Consider the following 16,671-nt stretch of genomic DNA (forward strand, 5'->3'; position numbering starts at 1 on the left):
GTGTCCTCGTCCGGGGCGCCCGGACGATGGGAGACACCGTCGAGCGTCAGGAATTCCTGTTCCGCGCACCACGAGCTTCATCTTGAATCCTCACCTCCCTGAAGGGAGGTGATTCCTGGCTCAGGCAGCCTCTTGGAGCAGCGCTCCAGGAGGTCTTGCGCCATCGGCACCAGCCGGGTTGAGACCAGCCCGGACGAGCATGACGCGTGCGGAGTTTTTGTCCCGTGGGGACACGAGCCCGCATGCGGTGCAGGTGTAGGTACGTTCTGACAGCGGCAGTGCGTGCTTGGCTCTCGCATCGCACTTGGCGCAGTCCATCGTGGTGTGCGCGGGGTGGACCAGGCGGATGTCCCGCCCGTGCTTGCGGCCCATTTCGACCAGGGCCTTCTTGGTGGCGCCGATGGCGGCGTCCGCGGCCTTGCGTGCCATCGTGCTCTTGGCCAGGAACTTCGGACGGAAGTTCTCCACAGCGATAGCGTCGTGATCGCGGACCACCTTCTTGGCCCACTTGCGGCCGGTGTCCGCACGCTGCCGGGCGACCGTCTTGTAGGCCTTCGCCCGCAGCTTCTTCGCCTCGTGGTAGCCCTTGGATGCTGGCTGTCCCTTCTTCGGTCTGCGTCGGGCCATCATCCGGTCGTACCGGGTCAGCTTCTTCTCGGCCTTTCTGCCATGCCCGGCGTGCGGCAGGTCGTGCATGTCAGACGTGGTGGTCGCGATCTGCTTCACGCCCCAGTCGACACCGAGCACCCGACCGGTTGGAGGTAGCGACACCACTTCGGCGGGCACGACGAAGGAGCAGTGCCAGTGCCCGAGACTGTCCTGGTAGAGGCGCACCGAGGACGGCTCAGCAGGAAGCTCCCGCGACCACACCACGGTCACGACGATGCCCCCGGCCAGGTGCAGCCGACCGTCCTTCAGCCGGAACCCACGCCGCGTGCAATTCAGGGTCGCCAGTGCCTCGGGCTTCTTCTTGTGCGTGGGCATCCCGGCCCTGCGTCCCATGGGCAGGCGCTCTTTGATGTCCTTGTGAGCCTTGGCGCGGGAGCGCCCGAAGTCACGGATGACCTGCTGCTGGACAACCGACGAGCCCTCACCCAGCCACGGGATCGTCCGCCGGGCTTCGGTCAGCATCCTGTCCAGCTGCGCCGGGCCACACGTCCGCTTCTCCCCACTCGCCTTGTTGTGCAGGTACACGGCCCTGGACTTGGCCACACACTCGTTCCACACCCACCGGCACCGGTCCCACTCGTCCGCCAGGGCCCTGAGAGCGGCGGACGACACACGCAACCGGTAGGTATAGCGGGCATGCCCGGCCTCCACAGCCGCCCCCACAGGCGCCATCCCGTCCCCTCATGGTCCCCGGCCCGGACGACATTGCGTCCCGAACTCCTCCAAGGGACCATACGTACGACCACCGCACGCGCGTCCCCAGATCCCGCAGCCGCCACCCCGACCAGCGACAACGGGCACACGCGTTCGCATCAACTGGAAACCATCGGACAGCGGCACGAATGCTGCCCGACCCTGAACGGGCACGGCGACGCTCCGCGTCGTAAAACCCGGATGCGATTCCTCCCCGGCGTGAACGCCGGGGCACCCTCGCAGGAAACAGGTGACCCTCTCCTCTCCTCAGTGAGTCAGACGCCCGGGGCCTGGAAACTCGTCGGTCCCCGAAGGGAGGAACCGTCAGTCCTGGCGGACGATGTTCCTGCCCGGGCCGCCGGAGAGCGTGTCCGCGCCGGGCCCGCCGTACAGCTCGTCGTCGCCGCTGTTGCCCCAGATCCGGTCGGCGCCGCTGTTCCCGTGCAGGATGTCGTTGCCCCTGCCGCCGTAGATCTCGTCGTCGCCGGCCCCGCCGTAGACCGTGTCGTCACCGTCGTCGGCGCGCAGGATCTGGTCGCCCGCACCGCCGTGCAGGACGTCGTCGCCCGCGCCGCCGTCCACGATCTCGCCCTCGGTGCCCGCGTAGAGGGTGTCGTCACCGGCACCGCCGCCGGCGTACCCGAGCGCGCCCGCCCTGATGATGTCGTCGCCCGCGCCGCCCTGGACGGAGGTGCCGTCCACGCGGTTGCCGGTGGCGCCGGTCCACTGGTCGGCGCCGTCGCCCAGCTCGACCGTGTTGAAGTAGTAGACCTGGTCGGTGGCGTTGTCGAAGGAGGCGGTGTCGGCGCCGTCGCCGAGGTCCATCTCCATGGAGTTGAGCGGGGACTGGCTCTCGGGGGCCTCGACCGTGCAGGAGATCTTGGTGAGGTCCGCGCTGTCGGGGTGGCCGCAGCCGGTCCCGGCGCCGATCGGGACGACGTCGTCGATCACATAGGTGAACTGCGAGCGGTCGCCGGTGTACGACTGGGTGATGGCCACCTTGTTGGCCTGCCCGGGGGCGGCCGTGTAGGTGAGGTGCCAGCCGTACTCGTTCACCGAGGCGGTGGCCGTCGGTGCGGCGGCGGCGGCCGGGCCGGCCAGGGCGATCGGGACGGCCAGGGCTGTGCCGAGGACGGGCGTCAGAACCGATGCGGCGCGTAACAGCCGGCGGCCGGCGAGGCGAGAGGACATTGCGATCCTCCGTGAGGCAGTTGTGGATCCTTTCGTGGTGGGTGACATGTGTGGGAGGCGCCCGGTTGTCCGCTCACCGGAGTCGTCAGACCGAGTTCACCTGCTGGTCACGCTGCCGGAGCCGGCGGATCCGGGCACTCCGGGGCACCTCTCGACCTCGAACGGTTGAGCGGTGACCGGTAATGATTCGGTAAAAGTCGCGAACAGGGAAACGATCGGGGAAATGGAGCGCCCCCTTCCGGCGTTCACCCCCGTGCAGGGCACAGCGCGTCCTGCGTGAGGCATGCCCGGAGCGAGGAGGAACGCCACGTGAGCCAGTACATCGGCAGGCTCGGGCGGCGCTCCGCGTCCGCGCCCGCGCGCCTGAGGCTGCACCGCAGGCCCCGCCGGGTGGCCATGCTCTCCGTGCACACCTCCCCGCTCCACCAGCCGGGTACCGGCGACGCCGGCGGCATGAACGTCTACATCGTGGAGCTCGCGCAGCGCCTCGCCGCGCAGGGCGTCGAGGTCGAGATCTTCACGCGCGCGACCGCCGCCGCTCTCCCGCCGACCGTCGAACTGGCCCCCGGCGTCCTCGTCCGGCACATCGACGCCGGCCCCTACGAGGGCCTCAACAAGGAGGACCTCCCCGCCCAGTTGTGCGCCTTCACCCATGGCGTCATGCAGGCCTGGGCCGGTCACCGCCCCGGTCACTACGACCTGGTCCACTCCCACTACTGGCTCTCCGGCCACGTCGGCTGGCTCGCCGCCCAGCGCTGGGGCGTGCCCCTGGTGCACGCCATGCACACCATGGCCAAGGTCAAGAACGCCAACCTGGCCGACGGCGACAGCCCCGAGCCGGCCGCCCGCGTCATCGGCGAGACCCAGATCGTCGCCGCCGCCGACCGCCTCATCGCCAACACCACCGAAGAGGCCGACGAACTGGCCCGGCACTACGCGGCCGACCCCGACAAGCTCGCCGTGGTCCACCCCGGCGTGAACCTCACCCGCTTCTCGCCCGCCGACGGCCGCGCCGCCGCCCGGGCCCGCCTCGGCCTGCCCCAGGACGCGCTGATCCCGCTCTTCGCGGGCCGCATCCAGCCCCTGAAGGCCCCCGACGTGCTGCTGCGGGCCGTAGCCGTCCTCCTCGACGAGCGCCCCGAACTCCGCTCCCGCATCCTCGTCCCCGTCGTCGGCGGCCCCAGCGGCAGCGGCCTCGCCAAGCCCGAGGGCCTGCAGAAGCTCGCCGCGCGCCTCGGCATCGCGGACGTCGTACGGTTCCGCCCGCCGGTCGGCCAGGAGCAGCTCGCCGACTGGTTCCGCGCCGCCTCGCTCCTGGTCATGCCCTCCTACAGCGAGTCCTTCGGCCTGGTCGCCATAGAGGCCCAGGCGGCGGGCACTCCCGTGCTGGCGGCATCGGTCGGCGGCCTGCCGGTCGCCGTCCGCGACGGACACACCGGCTTCCTCGTACGCGGCCACAACCCCGCCGACTACGCGCGCGTGCTGCGCGACTTCGCCGACGACCCGCACCTGGCGCCCCGGATGGGCGCACAGGCCGCCCGCCACGCCCAGTCCTTCGGCTGGGACGCCGCGGCCGCCGCCACGGCGGACGTCTACACGGCCGCGATGCAGGCACACCGCCGTCGCGTACGCTCGCACCATGGGTGAAACCGGTCAGCAACAGCGCGCGGCACAGGTCATCGAGGGAGTGCTGAAGGACGCCGACCTGGAGTGGGAGAGCCCCGAGCCCGGCACCTACGTCGCACAGCTTCCCGGCACCCGCAAGCTCAAGACGACCCTCTCCCTGCTCGTCGGCCGCCACTCCCTCTCCCTGAACGCCTTCGTCATCCGCCACCCCGACGAGAACGAACCGGCCGTCCACCGCTGGCTGCTGGAACGCAACCTCAAGCTCTACGGGGTGAGTTACGCCGTCGACCAGCACGGCGACGTCTACGTCACCGGCCGGCTCTCCCTCGCCGCCGTCACCGCCGACGAACTGGACCGCCTGCTCGGCCAGGTCCTGGAAGCGGCGGACGGCAGCTTCAACACCCTCCTGGAGCTGGGCTTCGCCTCGGCGATCCGCAAGGAGTACGAGTGGCGGGTGTCCCGGGGCGAGTCGACGCGCAACCTGGACGCGTTCGCACACCTCACCCAGCGCCCTGCGGACACGGCCTAGGGGATGGCCGCCCTGTAACGCCCGGGCGGCACACCCACCAGCCTCCGGAAGTGCCGCGTCAGGTGCGACTGGTCGTAGAACCCGGTCGCCACCGCCACCTCGCCCGGCGTCCGCCCCTCGAGCAGCAGCCGCCGGGCGCGGCCCACGCGCAGGGACGTCAGGTACTGGTGCGGGGCGATGCCGTAGGCGGCACTGAACGCCCGTACGAGATGGGCCGGATGGGCGCCGACGAGCCCGGCGGCTTCCCGCAGCCCGATCCCCTCGACGACCCGCTCGTCCAGCAGTTCACGCAGCCGGCGCGCGAGGACGGGATCGGCGGCCCGTGGGGCAGCGGGGTCGCCCCGCAGATGCCCGCGCAGCCGCTCTCCGACGAACATCAGCCTGCTCTCGGCCTCCAGCTCCTCACCGGGCCGCACCAGCGCGCCGTGCAACTGCCCGACGCGCCGCCGCAGCAGCGGATCGCGCAGATCGGGCCGGTCGACGGCGGCCCCGATGAGCTCGTCGCCGAGATACGTCCCGTCGAGATACAGAACCCGCTTGCGGAACCCCTCCGCGGTGACGGGGGAGCCGTTGTGCGGCACATGCGGCGGCAGCAGCGACACGGTGTCGTGCGGCGTGCCGTGCTCGTGCCGGTCGAGGTCGTACCGCACGGCGCCGGTGTCGACGATCAGCAGCGTCCAGGCGTCGTGGACGTGCATCGGATACGCGTACTCGGTGAACCGCGCGTGGAAGACCTCGACGACACCGGCGACGGAGGGCCGCCAGGCGGAGACGCTCCGGGCGGGCTGTGAGGCCATGCAAAGAACGTACAAGACGCGGTCGGGGACCGGCGGGGACGCTCAGATCATGAACACCGAACCGATCCGCTTCGACACGAAGATCGCCGTGCTGCTGCGCGAGGACCTGGAGCCCTGGCAGCGGCTCAACGTCACATCGTTCCTGGTCAGCGGTCTGGGTACGCAGCTCCCTGAGGTGATCGGCGAACCGTACGAAGACGCGGACGGCGTGCCGTACCTGCCGATGTTCCGCCAGCCGGTGATGGTCTTCGAGGCCACGAAGGAAACCCTGGCCACAGCCCACACCAGGACCCTGTCCCGCTCCCTCCCTCGCGCCGTCTTCACGTCCGACCTGTTCTCGACGGGCAACGACCGCGACAACCGCGCGGCTGTACGGGCGGTGCCGACGGCGGACCTGGACCTGGTCGGCCTCTTGGTCTACGGCCCGAAGAACCCGGTGGACAAGGTGGTGAAGGGGGCGCGGATGCATCCGTGAAGGCTCGGGCCGGCGGAGGCGACCAAAGTCGGAGGCACGTAGACCAACGGCTGATGACAGCAAGGACGGCACCTCCCGAGACTCTTTCCCATGGAGGAAGCCAAGAAGGTCCCCTTGGGAGCCGAACTCGCGGAATCGACCTGGGCCATCGTGCTCTTCTGCGTCGGCTGCGGTGCCGTCGCCGGCGCCCTGCTCCCCCTCCTCGCCCGCTGGCTGCTGAGCCTGCCGTGGGCACCACTGGAGGGCCCGGCCGAACTCCTCACCTCGATCCCGGAACCCGCCCTCACCCTGGGGACGGTCACGGTGGGCGCACTCGCCAGCCTGTTGCTGGGCCTCACCGCCGTGCACGAGTCGCTGTCGGTGAGCATCTCCGACACGCACGTGACCCTGACCATCAGGGAGAGCACCCAGTCATTCGCTCGTGAGGAAATCACGGCACTGTTCCGGGACGGCAAGCACCTGGTCGTCCTGGCCCCGGACGGCAGGGAACTGGACCGCGAACACTGCGGCCTGACCTGGCCCCGCCTGACCGACACCCTCACTGCGCACGGCTACCCCTGGGCGGAAGAGGACCCGCACCGAGCCGCCTACCGCCGCTGGGTCCCCGGCACCCCAGGCCTGCCCCCGGGCGCGGACGCCCTGCTCAGGGCACGCGCCCGGGCCCGAAAGAACTCCGACGACGCCGACGACGCCCGGGAGCTCCGCGGCGAACTGCTCCGGCTGGGCGTGGTCGTACGGGACGAGGAGAAGCGGCAGTACTGGCGACTGCTCCGGGAGGCCTGATCACGGGGTGCAGGCCTCGGCGATCGACAAGCTGTTCTCATACAGGTGGTGCCGCGTGATCCGCCCACCCTCGACGGTGAGCCGCAACGCGAACGGCCCCTCGAAGGACTTCCCCGTCGCCCGTACGGTCCCCGCCAAATACCCCGTCAGCACGGCGTCCTTCCCGTCCACGAGAAAGGCGTCGACAGAGGCACGGGCGTCCTCGGGAACGGTGTACTCCATCAACTCCTCTGCCTGCGCGGCACACTCGGCAGCTGTGGACCGCGGACGTATCCACGGCACTCCCGGATTCTCGGCGAGCACCCAGTCGACCTTGTCGGCGAAGAGCGCGGTGAGTCCCTCGGTGTCGCCGGCGAGACGGAGCTCGAGGAACTTCTGAACGGTGGCGCGGGTGGCGTCCGCGGTGGTGGTAGGCGTCATGAAGCTCAGACTGCCGGGACACCGCAGGAGTGTCGATTACTTCCCGGGTAAGGACACTCGGCGTCGATCACTGCCCGACGCGACCTTCGATCAGCTCGCGCAGAAGGTCGGCGTGGCCGCAGTGCCGCGCGTACTCCCCGATCTGCGTCACCAGGACATCGCGAAGAAGCTGTCCACCGGGTTCGGGCCCGAGGTCGGAGAACCCGGCGTTCTGGGTGGCGAGATCGTCGATGCCGGCCAGTCCTCATTGCGATCCTCCTCGGTCCGTTGAGCTTCGGCGCGTCGTCATCGGCCATCACGCGCCGAAAATGCCGCTCCTCCTCAGCCATGTGCCGCACCAGCCCGAGGAGCGACATCGTGGACGGCGGCACGGACCGCCGCGGATCTGCTCGGCGTCCAGTCCCGCGCACTTCATCTCCAGGTGAGGCGAAAGTGCCGCAGACAGTCGAGCAACGCCCCACACTCGTCGACGACTTCGGCGTCAGTCTCACAGGCGTCGTCGGCCGGGTCCACCCGCATGTCGCGGCCTGCCGTCAGAAGGCCTCTGGTTTTCTGCCCACCATCTGAACCTGGACGATCGGTTCGGAATCGCCATGATCTGTTGGTTCATGAAATGCCTTGGCCAGCGTTTCCCACCTGGTTGCCAGCCGCGCACAGAGGAGCGAGACATCCTGCTCCGACAGTGAACTCACCGATCCGCCCATCCACCAGTCCTGGCGATGTCCAAGAACGTCCGCCAAATCCTTGAGTCGCCGATTCCTCGCTTTTTGAGCAGCAGCTACGCCGCTTGTGCGGGCGCTGTCCCCATCGACGGATCGGCCGATCAAAGGGTCGTCGCTGTACGTCGGGTATGGAACTACGAATTCGTAGGTCACGTCATTCATCGAGGAGTCGTGCCCGAATTGACGCATCGCCCTGATGAGCTTGTAGCGTGTCTGCCAGTGCCGCCTGTTCTCAAGCAGATCGGCTGCCAGATCCCATCCCTCCTTCTCCTTCTCCAGCCACTCGTCGAGTCTCTTCTGTGGCAGGCTCCCATTGTAGGTACGGGTGCTGCGGTAATCCCATACAGCCGCAGCCGTGGAGGCCAAGCCTTCGATAAGCCGCTGTTCGTAATAGAGTAGCTCGATCTCTTGCACATTGTCAGGGCGGGACCGGTTCGGACTTCTCGTGGGGAAGTGGCGGTTTGCCCAGCGGGTGAATTCTGGAATTCTGCGGAGAGCGGCAAGATCGGGATCGTCCTCCAGAACCCATGCGCGAATCGAGCTGGCGAACCCACTGTCCTGGAGCCGCAAAGACGATTCGAGGTATTTCACAGCCCTGTCAGCCAGTTCCGTGACCTTCTTCGCCTTCTTCACAGCCTCCTTCACATCCGTTCCCCTCTCCTCACCCTTCTTGAGCGAGACGGACGGGACCTCGTCCGGTGCGCGCCCGTCGGCCGGCGGCATGCAGACGGCAAAAATGCACGCGACATCGTAGAAGTCCTGCCAATGCGGGAACAGGCGGGAAAGCCTCATGCCGTGACGGCCGAACAGCGCTCGGCGTGACGCGACATGTGCGTCGACAGGCCAGTACATTTTCACTGATCCGTGCGCGAACTCGAACGCGCGTATTTCGTGCCAGACTTTATTCGCGATGGCAGGTCGATTGATGACCCTGTAGGCCGCCAGGTATTTGAGGCCGTGGGAGTCGGGAGCCTTCCCGAGGCGAAGATTCCGAGTCCAACTCCGCCGGACCGGGTTCCATAGCAGCAAGAGACGCAGAGCGGCTCGCGGAACTTTCCGCTCCGGGACGACCCTCGGGAAAAAATACGCTCGGCTCAATCGCTGTGCTCGGGCTTGCCCCAGAAACTGGAAGAACTCTTGCTGAAGCAACAGCCTCTTCGGATCCCCTCTGAGGGAGCCGTCGAACAGCACTTCTTCAAGCTCTGCGGGAAGAGCCTGCCCGGAGGGCATGACGTCCTTTTCGTTCGGATTCCCGTCCTGATCGCAAAGGTACTGTTGGAAGGCTGGAAAGTATCCTCCGAATATCTCCGTGATTCGACCGCGGACGATTGAGCACTCTTCCTCCCGCTTGCCGGAGACCTCGTATTCTGGCGACCATTCGTCACTCAAGCGCTCGCCCATACCCAGCAGGATTGCTTGACGGTATCGGGCCATGAGCAGGGGGACCCGCCACCAGCCCCTGCCGACGGGAACGCCCTTTCTGTGGAAGTAGACTGGTTTTCTCGTGAAAGCATGGTAAAGCTTCAGGTCGTTGTTCGAGGGGGCGAGGTCGATGACCCCTTCATATGTGACCAGGGCATCGAGATGCTGTCCCAGCTGCTCTTGAAGCAGGCCGACCTCAAGCCGGAGATAGGGATTGCGAGGATCAAGCTTCAAAGCCTCGAAGTAATGCCCGAGAGCTTCATCGAAACGCCTTCCCACCTTGCACTTTTGTGCTTGTTGGACAAATTTGAAGAGCTTGCCCGGTATCGCGAGACGCCGCCACGCCTGCCATGGCGGCCTGTCCACGAGTTTCGTCAGCGGCAAGATGAAGGCGCATACTTCGTACGCCGCCTTGTCTATGGCCAGTTCCCAGGTCTCGTCTGTACAGGAGATGGGCTGGCTGGCCCACTTGGGCAACACCATGACCTGTACGGTCACACCGCGCTTCCCGTCCTCACTGTTGAAGAGGGCGCCGTTGACCTGGTAGGCGTAACTGATGTTGCCGGCGGCCAGCAGGCTGCCGATGTTCACGGCCAGGCTTGCGCCGACGTTCCTCGTGTCCACCGTCGGACTGCGCAACACCTCAGCGAAATCGATTTGTTGCGCTCCTCCTGGAATCGGCGCCGGAGCCTGGATGTTTACCTCGTTGAGTCTCTCGCGGAAGTAGGTCGTCAGCCGGTCTGTTGACATACCCTGTCTGGTCGTCTCATCTCTGAGTGGGGGCACGGAAATGGGCCCTGGCGCGCTTATTTTCCGGGCCATGCTGAACCGTCGCCAGCAGTAGACGGCTATGAGAAAGGCAGCGGCAAGAATGAAAAACCTGAAGGGTCGCAAATGATAGAGAAGCTCTAGAAGCGGGTTGCCTTCCCGATTTCTGAAGTCGGCCCAGAAAGCCGCCACCCCGCAGAGTACGGCCACGGATGCGATGACGCAGAGAGACAGCCACAGCGTGGGTCGGGGCTGGGGGACGGTAGCCTCGGCCCAGTGGCCTTGCTTGCGGATCTTCCGGGACATGCGGGCCTCCAGAATGGAGTGAGTGCATGCGGCCCTACGTCCTCTATGTTCGATTCTAGGAAGCAATGCGTCCGTTTGCACGCCGACGCCCGTCCATTGATGAACGGTCAATTTCCCGCAAATCTCCCGCTTTGCGGGCGGCTGTATTGATGACGCGCTGACATGCGGAACCGCATGTCCCGGTTGATCCTGAAGGAATGGCGGACCGATTCGCGTGATCGCGCCGTCGCCCTCAGGCGGTCGACGCGTGCGCGTCGATGGCGAGATCTTCGGGCCGGCCCACAACGTGGCCGATGTCGCCGAATTCCTCCGCCGCGCCGGGCTGGAGACCGACCCGGAGGAGGTGGCGGGGTGCCGTGGATCGACTGGCGCGGAGTGGGGCCCGAGCGCTAGGGCCCATAGGCGAGTTGGGGTCCGTAGACGAGTTGGGGTCCGTGGACGAGGGGCTGACGCATCGCGGGCAACGCATCCCGGTCGTCCCGCTGCCCGGCTGCCCGTACGCGCGTCCGGAGCGGCTGGTCGGCCGCAGCCGCACCCCGCCCCGGCGGATGCCGATTCCATTGCGTCGGCCTGGTTCGTGCAGCCGCCGTGCCCGCCCGCGTCGGTGGCGGTGCTACGTACGCACCACCAGACTCTGGGAACCCACGGCCACACCGGCACGGTAACCGGAACCCCAACCCGAACCGGTTTGACCCGCCCCGGAAAGCGCCTGGGCCTGCGACCCTTCACGGCCCCACGACAGCAACAAGCCCCCTGCCCGCGGGAAATCCGCAGACAGAGGGCGTGATCAGAGCGGCCTACTTCTTCTTGCCCTGGGTCTGGCGGGCCCGTTTTCCGGCCCTGGTCAGCGGGCCGCGCTCCTCAACTGACCTGCGGTTGAGCCGTCGTTGTTGATCGTTGTTGGTCGTCGTCGGTCGACCTCGGAGGGCCCAGAGAGGGCCCAGCGGCATCGCCCCGGGCCGCACTCCCGAAGAAGAGCAGCCGAGGGCGGCTCGCCGAGACGGCACCCTGCGTCGCCTCGCTGTTAGAAGCTCTCCTTGCCAGTGAGACAGGTCTCGCCCAAGCAACGCCACGAGACGCTGCCTGTTGGGTCGACGTCTGCTGTCATGCCCGGATGCTCTGTCCAGTTCCCCTTGATGGATCTGCCGCAGTCCGGACACGGCCGGCGCGGGATGAGCTGGCGTTCGGATCGGTGGTAAATCCGCTGCACGTTGTCCATGAGACGACGGTGACACGGATTTCGCGGTTTGTCTGAGCCGCCTTCCCCCGGCGCAGATCAGGCACCCGCTGACTCGGGCTGGAGGGCCAGACGGTTTTCAAGACCGGCCGTTCCCACTCGACAAGACGCCATAGACGGCCCCGTTCTAACCTGGCGGTACGAGTACATCGCAACGGTTCCAGTGATCGCTGTTTGAACAGCATGCGGCTCGCTAACCGGCGCGGGTGCGGGTACCAGTCGGCGGGCCGCATGCCCTCCCAACGCTTTGGAGGCTAATCCCAGTTGGGGACGGGCAGGACCGCAGCTTCTTCAGCGCCTTCCCATGACACGCGGAACTCGCGCGGCACGGGCGCGCCCCAAGCTCCGAGCACCATGAACTCGGTCGACTCGCCCTTTCGAACCACGGCGTCCTCGGGCACCTGACGTGTCAGGCCCTTAGGGTGATCACCGACGTCAACCTGCACACCCGTAGCAACCTCTGACCCGGTGTTGCGGAGGACGAATACGTTCTTCTTCGGCCGATCCAACTCCCAGGAGACTGCCTCTGCATGGCGTACGGGTTGCGCGGCGATCTGCGCCTCTGCGTGCGCTTGAACGGCTGCGGGCAGCCGTTCGATGAGCCGCTGGAGAGCCTCCTCTGTGGCGAGTGCCCTTCGCTCGGCTGCATCTGCATGGCGTCGGGCTATATCGTCGGCTTCTATCTGCCTTCGGGCCTGCCGCCTCTGCTGCCACAGGCCGATTGCGACGGTGAGGACCGCGACGAGGACACCGATCCATCCGGCCCAATCGCCTGCTTCGAGTGCCATGGTCATGGCGGGACGATAGCTCGTGGTGCTGACAGGACAGGGGCCACACCGTGGCCATCGGTCGTGAGGTCTAGTGACGGAATCTGAGATCCCCACATCTGGTCGAGTTCGGGGTATTGGCGCAGGCCGGTCGTCACGCCCCGAACCATCTGGTCCGGGGCGATCGGCTTCGGCCTGGGCACGGTGCCAACCGGCAGTCCCACCGCCCACCGGTCCCTTTCAAGCGGCGAACGGGAGCCTGGCCGGCTTCGGCGTGCGGTCAGTGAACCCGTGATCCGCCAGCCGTGCCGCTCGCTGTGCAAGCCACCCAGAGACCCTTGGCCCACCGTTCACCGCAGTGCCCTCGCGAACCGTACGGACGTGCTTGAAGCCCTGTGCGAGGTAGTACCGCTGGAGCCCCTCGTTTGTTGTCCACGCGTCCAGTCGGAGCCACCGAGCGCCAGCACGGTGTGCGCGGTCGCCCGCCCAATCGAGCAGCCGGCCACCAAGGTTCTGCCCTGCGTACTCGCGGGCAACGGTGAGCTTGTTGACGAACATCGACGGTTCGTTCAGTTCCTCGTGAGTCCACAGACCGTCTTCAGCGTCCGGGGTGAGGGTGATCGTTCCGGCAGTCGTATGCCCGTCGCGGAGCATAAACACAGTGCCCGCTTCGATCGTGTCCAGCAGCTTGTCAGCAGGGTACGGGCGGCTCCACTGGTCGGATCCGAGACCGCGCAGCCAGGCCGCCGCCTCCTCACGGAAGGCGAGCAGGCTAGCCACGTCGTGCGGCTCTGCGGGAGCGATGATCACGCGTTCTCGATTCGGGCAGACAGTTCGCCGATCTCGTAGTTCATCCGGTTCAGGTCACCCCGGAACGTCGTGATCGTGCATCGGATGGGGCGATCCGGCGAGTAGCCCGTTCGAGTCCAGAGCATGACCGGCACACCGGCTCCAATCTCGAGTAGGCGAGCCTCCTCAGGCGTGGGCATCCGAGCCGCGATCTCGTCGAAGTACCCGACCTGTTCGATGCCCCGGGAAGCGAGATACCGCGTCGTGCCCTCAGCGATGTCGCCCGGCTCAGCCAGTCGCGGCGACTCGTCTACCAGCCACGATGGATAGTAGGTCGCCTGTGTGGACCATGGGACGTCGTCCACATAGCGATGACAGAACCGCAACACCGTCTTCGTACTCGGCTCGATCTTGAGTCGCTCAGCGATCTCCTGCGACGCCGGCAGCATCTCGACACGGAACGTCTGGTGCGGCCGGCGCCCCGCGTTCGTCACGTCTGTGTTGTACGCGTCGCCGTTCTGCGGAAACGTCAGGTTTTCGAAGCGAGACGCGTTGAGCTTGAACACCTCGTGCGACTTGACCTCGTACCCGAGTCCCTGACTGGACGAGATCAGTCCCTCACTGACCAGCAGACTCAGCCCGTTGCGGATGGTGTTCCGCGACGCGTCGAAGCGCTGCTGTAGGTCGTTCTCAGAGGGCAGCCGCGATCCAGGCTCATGGGTGCCGTTGACGATCTCGCGGCGCAGGACGTCGGCCACTTGCCGGTACTTCGGCTGCTTGTTCATGGCCCCATCATGACGCACTCGCGCAACTTGTTGGTACATGCAGCCCCTAACCCCTTGACGCATCACTGTCCGTCGGTGCAGCATCACTACATCAGCTTGTACCAACAAGTTGAGCAGGTGGTGCAACCCCCCCAAGTGTGCCCTCCTGTGCCGAAAACTCAACAGCGTGATCCGCCACAGACGTGACGGCCGTGACCACACCGGCCGAGGTGAGCGGAGACCAGTCGGTCATCTCCCGTCAGGGACACGCGCCGACTCAAAAGAACGGATCTGCCCAAGGGCACGCACGCCGCGCGAAGAGACCGAGATGCGATTCCTCGGAGGAGCGGGACTGAGGCACAGATCCATATCGCGCAGTACGGGCCGTCACCTCCCGCAAAAGGTGTCCGGCGCGGCTCAGGTCCGCGTATCGACTTCCGCCGCATCCGTGTGGCGGCCGGTTGCCTCCGCTGCTCGTCTCGCACGAGCAGCGCTGAGGGGAGCCGGATATCCCGACTTCAACGGCGTGCGGCCCCGGTGCGGGAACACCGGGGCCGCTGTTCGGGCCGTTCCACCCTGTGAGAGGAACCACGACCCAATGAAGACCATCGCCACTGTTCAGGACGCTGTTACCGCGTTCGCCGACTTCATCGAGCCGACGAACGCTGAGCTGGACGCGATCGAGCAGGAGATGCCCGTCATCCTGGCGGACGTTGACCTGCTGGACGCGCAGATCGTCACTCTGGACCGCATCCCGACCGAGCTGGACAACCGGCGTCTGCGCCGGGCCCGCCGCAGGGCGCTGGCCGCGCGTATCGCCCTGGCCGCCAACCGCACCGCCGCCGCGTCGGTCCCCGGAGGTGCCGCATGAGCGCCACCGCCCGGAGCCTGAAGGACGTGCACGCCGAGGTGAAGGCCGAGATCACGCGGACCGACACCAAGACCGGTCTCCTGCTGGCGTTCGTCGGCGCAGTGCTCGCCGGCGCCTGGACGGTCGCCCGCGACCTGCCCCTGACCCTCCCCGCCTACGTGGCGGGCGGGCTCGGGATGGTGCTGCTGGTCGCGGCGGCCGGTCTGCTGCTGCGCTCGACCCGGCCGAACCTGCGCGGCCGGCACGGCTTCCCGCTGTGGGCCACGCTCACCGCCGAGGAGATCACCGACGCTGTCGCGACCGACCTGGCCGCCGACATCGCCAGCCTGTCCCGGCTCGCGGTCGCCAAGTTCAGGTGCCTGCGCCGTGCGGTCGACCTGACCTGTGCCGGTGGGGCGCTGCTCATCCTGGCCGCCCTGCTCACCGCGGGGGGTGCGCTGTGAAGGCCGCGAACCTGCTGCGCCTGACGCGGGCGAAGACGGTGCTTCCCGCCGTGGCGATGACGGCGGTCTCGATGGTGCTCACCCTCGCCGTGGTCGTGATGTGGCTCGGTGAGGCCATGCCGCAGGGGGTCGCCCTGGTCGTCGGGCTCGGTCTGGACGGTGGGTGGCTGGCCACCCTCGCCTACGAACGCCGCCTAGCCGCCCAGGGCGACCACAGCACCCCGGTGACCGTGGTCGGTTGGGTCTTCGGGGCCGCCGCGACCGGCGTCCTGGTCGCCCACGCGCTCATGGCCGAGCAGGACTCCATCGGGGCCTGGCTCGCCGTCTCGTGGCTGCCGCTGGCGGCGAAGGCACTGTGGCTGGTGCATGGGCTGTGGGAGCGCACCGCGCTCACCCCGGATGCGCTGGATGCGATCCAGGGCATTCAGCAGGAGGCGCGCGACGAGGCGGCCGTGGCCCGTGCCCGGTTGCGGTCCGACGCTGCCACGGAGGAGACCCGGTTGACGGCCGTGACGCAGGCCGGAGCCCGCGTCGCACACGTCCAGGCCAAGACCGCCGAGGCCCTCGCCGAGGCGTGGTCGACGCTGGAGAAGGCACGCCAGGGTGAGGACACGTCCAGGGCGCTGACCAGCGTGACGAGCCGCGTCACGCCCGACGTCACACCCCGCTGGGAACTGCCCGTCTGGGGGCCCTCGGAGGCGGTTCCCGCGTTGGAGTCGGGACCGGCGCTCACCGACGAGGCGCTTGACGTGCTGGTCGACGAGATCCGTCACAGTGAGGTCCCGGCCCTGTCCTATCGCGAGATGGCTGCCCGTTTCCGTACGGCCGGTCACTCCGCTTCTGAGGTCCGGTTGCGGGCCGCGTGGAAGCGCGTGGCGTGATGTCCGCCGCGTTCGGCAAGTGCTTCGACCCTGCCGGAAGCCGCTACGGCGTCCCCACCTACCCGTGGCGCTACGCCCCCGACGGATTGGCCACGCGCAGGCAGTTACGGGCCCTGGGCCTGCGTCCCGGGGGCCAGCCGATAGCGGCGCAGGTCATGCGGTTCAACCGCAGGTCCGGCGCCGCCCGCGTCGCCTTCCTCTACCGCGTCGACCTGGCCAAGCCGGTGCGGCCGATGACCTCGCGCCGGTGGGGCGCTCTGGCGCTGGCGATGCTCGCCCGCCGCACCTGCCCGTCCTGCGGGCTCGATGCGGGCTACGTCATCCCCACCTCACTCGGCATGTGCGTCACCTGCGCCTACCCCGACGAGTGCGCCGCCTGACCTGCGCGAATTCCTGAGACGGAGACAGTTCGTGAAGACATCCGTGAGCACGCACAAGCTGCCCGGCTACGGCTCCACCCTGCGCACCTCCAAGCGGCTGACCGAGCAGGCCGTCAAGCTCGTGGCCCGCTCCGTGTC

General features: G+C 67.5%; 17 protein-coding genes and 1 pseudogene. 8 read left to right on the plus strand and 10 right to left on the minus strand.

Annotated features, from left to right (window positions below):
* Positions 1-120 precede the first annotated feature (120 nt).
* Together ACIBK5_RS41440 and ACIBK5_RS41445 are read right to left on the minus strand one after the other, a co-directional pair.
* Positions 121-1,341, minus strand: coding sequence for an RNA-guided endonuclease InsQ/TnpB family protein (locus ACIBK5_RS41440; RefSeq protein ID WP_399028297.1), 1,221 nt, complete (start codon positions 1,339-1,341; stop codon positions 121-123).
* A 345-nt stretch (positions 1,342-1,686) separates the two neighbouring features.
* Positions 1,687-2,553, minus strand: a complete 867-nt coding sequence (locus tag ACIBK5_RS41445) for a calcium-binding protein (RefSeq protein WP_399028299.1) — start codon at positions 2,551-2,553, stop codon at positions 1,687-1,689.
* 309 nt (positions 2,554-2,862) lie between these two features.
* Here ACIBK5_RS41445 and mshA point away from each other — a divergent pair, with 309 nt between their 5' ends.
* Together mshA and ACIBK5_RS41455 are read left to right on the plus strand one after the other, a co-directional pair.
* Positions 2,863-4,200, plus strand: coding sequence for a D-inositol-3-phosphate glycosyltransferase (gene mshA, locus ACIBK5_RS41450; protein WP_399028301.1), 1,338 nt, complete (start codon positions 2,863-2,865; stop codon positions 4,198-4,200).
* Positions 4,193-4,708 carry a YbjN domain-containing protein gene (locus tag ACIBK5_RS41455; RefSeq protein WP_399028304.1) on the plus strand — a complete coding sequence of 172 codons (516 nt, stop codon included), beginning with the start codon at positions 4,193-4,195 and terminating at the stop codon, positions 4,706-4,708. The genes mshA and ACIBK5_RS41455 overlap by 8 nt, the downstream gene beginning before the upstream one ends.
* Here the strand turns inward: ACIBK5_RS41455 and ACIBK5_RS41460 are convergent.
* A complete protein-coding gene (locus ACIBK5_RS41460) occupies positions 4,705-5,505 on the minus strand; it encodes an AraC family transcriptional regulator (protein WP_399028306.1) in 801 nt (266 codons plus the stop codon). The genes ACIBK5_RS41455 and ACIBK5_RS41460 overlap by 4 nt on opposite strands.
* Positions 5,506-5,554: 49 nt before the next feature.
* Here ACIBK5_RS41460 and ACIBK5_RS41465 point away from each other — a divergent pair, with 49 nt between their 5' ends.
* Together ACIBK5_RS41465 and ACIBK5_RS41470 are read left to right on the plus strand one after the other, a co-directional pair.
* Positions 5,555-5,980, plus strand: a complete 426-nt coding sequence (locus ACIBK5_RS41465) for a DUF2000 family protein (RefSeq protein WP_399028309.1) — start codon at positions 5,555-5,557, stop codon at positions 5,978-5,980.
* Between the two features lie 90 nt (positions 5,981-6,070).
* Complete coding sequence (locus ACIBK5_RS41470; protein ID WP_399028311.1) at positions 6,071-6,763, plus strand: hypothetical protein; 693 nt, start codon at positions 6,071-6,073, stop codon at positions 6,761-6,763.
* On the opposite strand, the gene ACIBK5_RS41475 is transcribed toward ACIBK5_RS41470, so the two are convergent.
* The 7 genes and pseudogenes from ACIBK5_RS41475 to ACIBK5_RS41505 form a co-directional block, all read right to left on the minus strand.
* Positions 6,764-7,183, minus strand: a complete 420-nt coding sequence (locus ACIBK5_RS41475; protein WP_399028313.1) for a nuclear transport factor 2 family protein — start codon at positions 7,181-7,183, stop codon at positions 6,764-6,766. It abuts the gene before it with no gap.
* A 67-nt stretch (positions 7,184-7,250) separates the two neighbouring features.
* Complete coding sequence (locus ACIBK5_RS41480) at positions 7,251-7,334, minus strand: DUF664 domain-containing protein (RefSeq protein ID WP_399028340.1); 84 nt, start codon at positions 7,332-7,334, stop codon at positions 7,251-7,253.
* Between the two features lie 145 nt (positions 7,335-7,479).
* A pseudogene (locus ACIBK5_RS41485) lies at positions 7,480-7,539 on the minus strand (hypothetical protein); the annotation flags it as partial.
* A 177-nt stretch (positions 7,540-7,716) separates the two neighbouring features.
* Positions 7,717-10,401 carry a tetratricopeptide repeat protein gene (locus tag ACIBK5_RS41490; RefSeq protein WP_399028315.1) on the minus strand — a complete coding sequence of 895 codons (2,685 nt, stop codon included), beginning with the start codon at positions 10,399-10,401 and terminating at the stop codon, positions 7,717-7,719.
* 1,491 nt (positions 10,402-11,892) lie between these two features.
* Positions 11,893-12,432 carry a hypothetical protein gene (locus ACIBK5_RS41495; protein ID WP_399028317.1) on the minus strand — a complete coding sequence of 180 codons (540 nt, stop codon included), beginning with the start codon at positions 12,430-12,432 and terminating at the stop codon, positions 11,893-11,895.
* A gap of 213 nt (positions 12,433-12,645) precedes the next feature.
* Entirely contained in the window at positions 12,646-13,215 is a 570-nt protein-coding gene (locus ACIBK5_RS41500) for a GNAT family N-acetyltransferase (RefSeq protein WP_399028319.1), read from the minus strand.
* Positions 13,212-13,979: a GntR family transcriptional regulator gene (locus ACIBK5_RS41505; RefSeq protein ID WP_399028321.1), complete on the minus strand. Its 768-nt coding sequence runs from the start codon at positions 13,977-13,979 to the stop codon at positions 13,212-13,214. Before ACIBK5_RS41505 ends, ACIBK5_RS41500 begins: the two co-directional genes overlap by 4 nt.
* 577 nt (positions 13,980-14,556) lie before the next feature.
* Between ACIBK5_RS41505 and ACIBK5_RS41510 the strand changes: the two genes are divergently transcribed.
* The 4 genes from ACIBK5_RS41510 to ACIBK5_RS41525 are packed head-to-tail and all read left to right on the plus strand — an operon-like array spanning position 14,557 to position 16,533.
* Positions 14,557-14,829: a DUF6284 family protein gene (locus ACIBK5_RS41510; RefSeq protein WP_399028323.1), complete on the plus strand. Its 273-nt coding sequence runs from the start codon at positions 14,557-14,559 to the stop codon at positions 14,827-14,829.
* Positions 14,826-15,272, plus strand: a complete 447-nt coding sequence (locus tag ACIBK5_RS41515) for a Pycsar system effector family protein (RefSeq protein ID WP_399028326.1) — start codon at positions 14,826-14,828, stop codon at positions 15,270-15,272. Before ACIBK5_RS41510 ends, ACIBK5_RS41515 begins: the two co-directional genes overlap by 4 nt.
* 56 nt (positions 15,273-15,328) lie before the next feature.
* Positions 15,329-16,153 carry a protein spdB gene (locus ACIBK5_RS41520; RefSeq protein ID WP_399028342.1) on the plus strand — a complete coding sequence of 275 codons (825 nt, stop codon included), beginning with the start codon at positions 15,329-15,331 and terminating at the stop codon, positions 16,151-16,153.
* The gene (locus ACIBK5_RS41525; protein ID WP_399028328.1) at positions 16,153-16,533 is read left to right on the plus strand and encodes an RRQRL motif-containing zinc-binding protein; all 381 of its coding nucleotides are present in this window, start codon (positions 16,153-16,155) and stop codon (positions 16,531-16,533) included. Before ACIBK5_RS41520 ends, ACIBK5_RS41525 begins: the two co-directional genes overlap by 1 nt.
* Positions 16,534-16,671: the final 138 nt, after the last annotated feature.

The sequence above is a fragment of the Streptomyces sp. NPDC050546 genome, assembly GCF_044457425.1.
Taxonomy (GTDB): Bacteria; Actinomycetota; Actinomycetes; order Streptomycetales; family Streptomycetaceae; genus Streptomyces.

What these genes read in the sequence shown, in the direction of transcription:
- ACIBK5_RS41490 (WP_399028315.1), bottom strand. Translation starts at nt 10,401, where the DNA reads ATGTCCCGGAAGATCCGCAAGCAAGGCCACTGGGCCGAGGCTACCGTC.
- ACIBK5_RS41470 (WP_399028311.1), top strand. Translation starts at nt 6,071, where the DNA reads ATGGAGGAAGCCAAGAAGGTCCCCTTGGGAGCCGAACTCGCGGAATCG.
- ACIBK5_RS41465 (WP_399028309.1), top strand. Translation starts at nt 5,555, where the DNA reads ATGAACACCGAACCGATCCGCTTCGACACGAAGATCGCCGTGCTGCTG.
- ACIBK5_RS41520 (WP_399028342.1), top strand. Translation starts at nt 15,329, where the DNA reads ATGACGGCGGTCTCGATGGTGCTCACCCTCGCCGTGGTCGTGATGTGG.
- ACIBK5_RS41510 (WP_399028323.1), top strand. Translation starts at nt 14,557, where the DNA reads ATGAAGACCATCGCCACTGTTCAGGACGCTGTTACCGCGTTCGCCGAC.
- ACIBK5_RS41515 (WP_399028326.1), top strand. Translation starts at nt 14,826, where the DNA reads ATGAGCGCCACCGCCCGGAGCCTGAAGGACGTGCACGCCGAGGTGAAG.
- ACIBK5_RS41495 (WP_399028317.1), bottom strand. Translation starts at nt 12,432, where the DNA reads ATGACCATGGCACTCGAAGCAGGCGATTGGGCCGGATGGATCGGTGTC.
- ACIBK5_RS41455 (WP_399028304.1), top strand. Translation starts at nt 4,193, where the DNA reads ATGGGTGAAACCGGTCAGCAACAGCGCGCGGCACAGGTCATCGAGGGA.
- ACIBK5_RS41475 (WP_399028313.1), bottom strand. Translation starts at nt 7,183, where the DNA reads ATGACGCCTACCACCACCGCGGACGCCACCCGCGCCACCGTTCAGAAG.
- ACIBK5_RS41445 (WP_399028299.1), bottom strand. Translation starts at nt 2,553, where the DNA reads ATGTCCTCTCGCCTCGCCGGCCGCCGGCTGTTACGCGCCGCATCGGTT.
- ACIBK5_RS41505 (WP_399028321.1), bottom strand. Translation starts at nt 13,979, where the DNA reads ATGAACAAGCAGCCGAAGTACCGGCAAGTGGCCGACGTCCTGCGCCGC.
- ACIBK5_RS41460 (WP_399028306.1), bottom strand. Translation starts at nt 5,505, where the DNA reads ATGGCCTCACAGCCCGCCCGGAGCGTCTCCGCCTGGCGGCCCTCCGTC.
- ACIBK5_RS41440 (WP_399028297.1), bottom strand. Translation starts at nt 1,341, where the DNA reads ATGGCGCCTGTGGGGGCGGCTGTGGAGGCCGGGCATGCCCGCTATACC.
- ACIBK5_RS41525 (WP_399028328.1), top strand. Translation starts at nt 16,153, where the DNA reads ATGTCCGCCGCGTTCGGCAAGTGCTTCGACCCTGCCGGAAGCCGCTAC.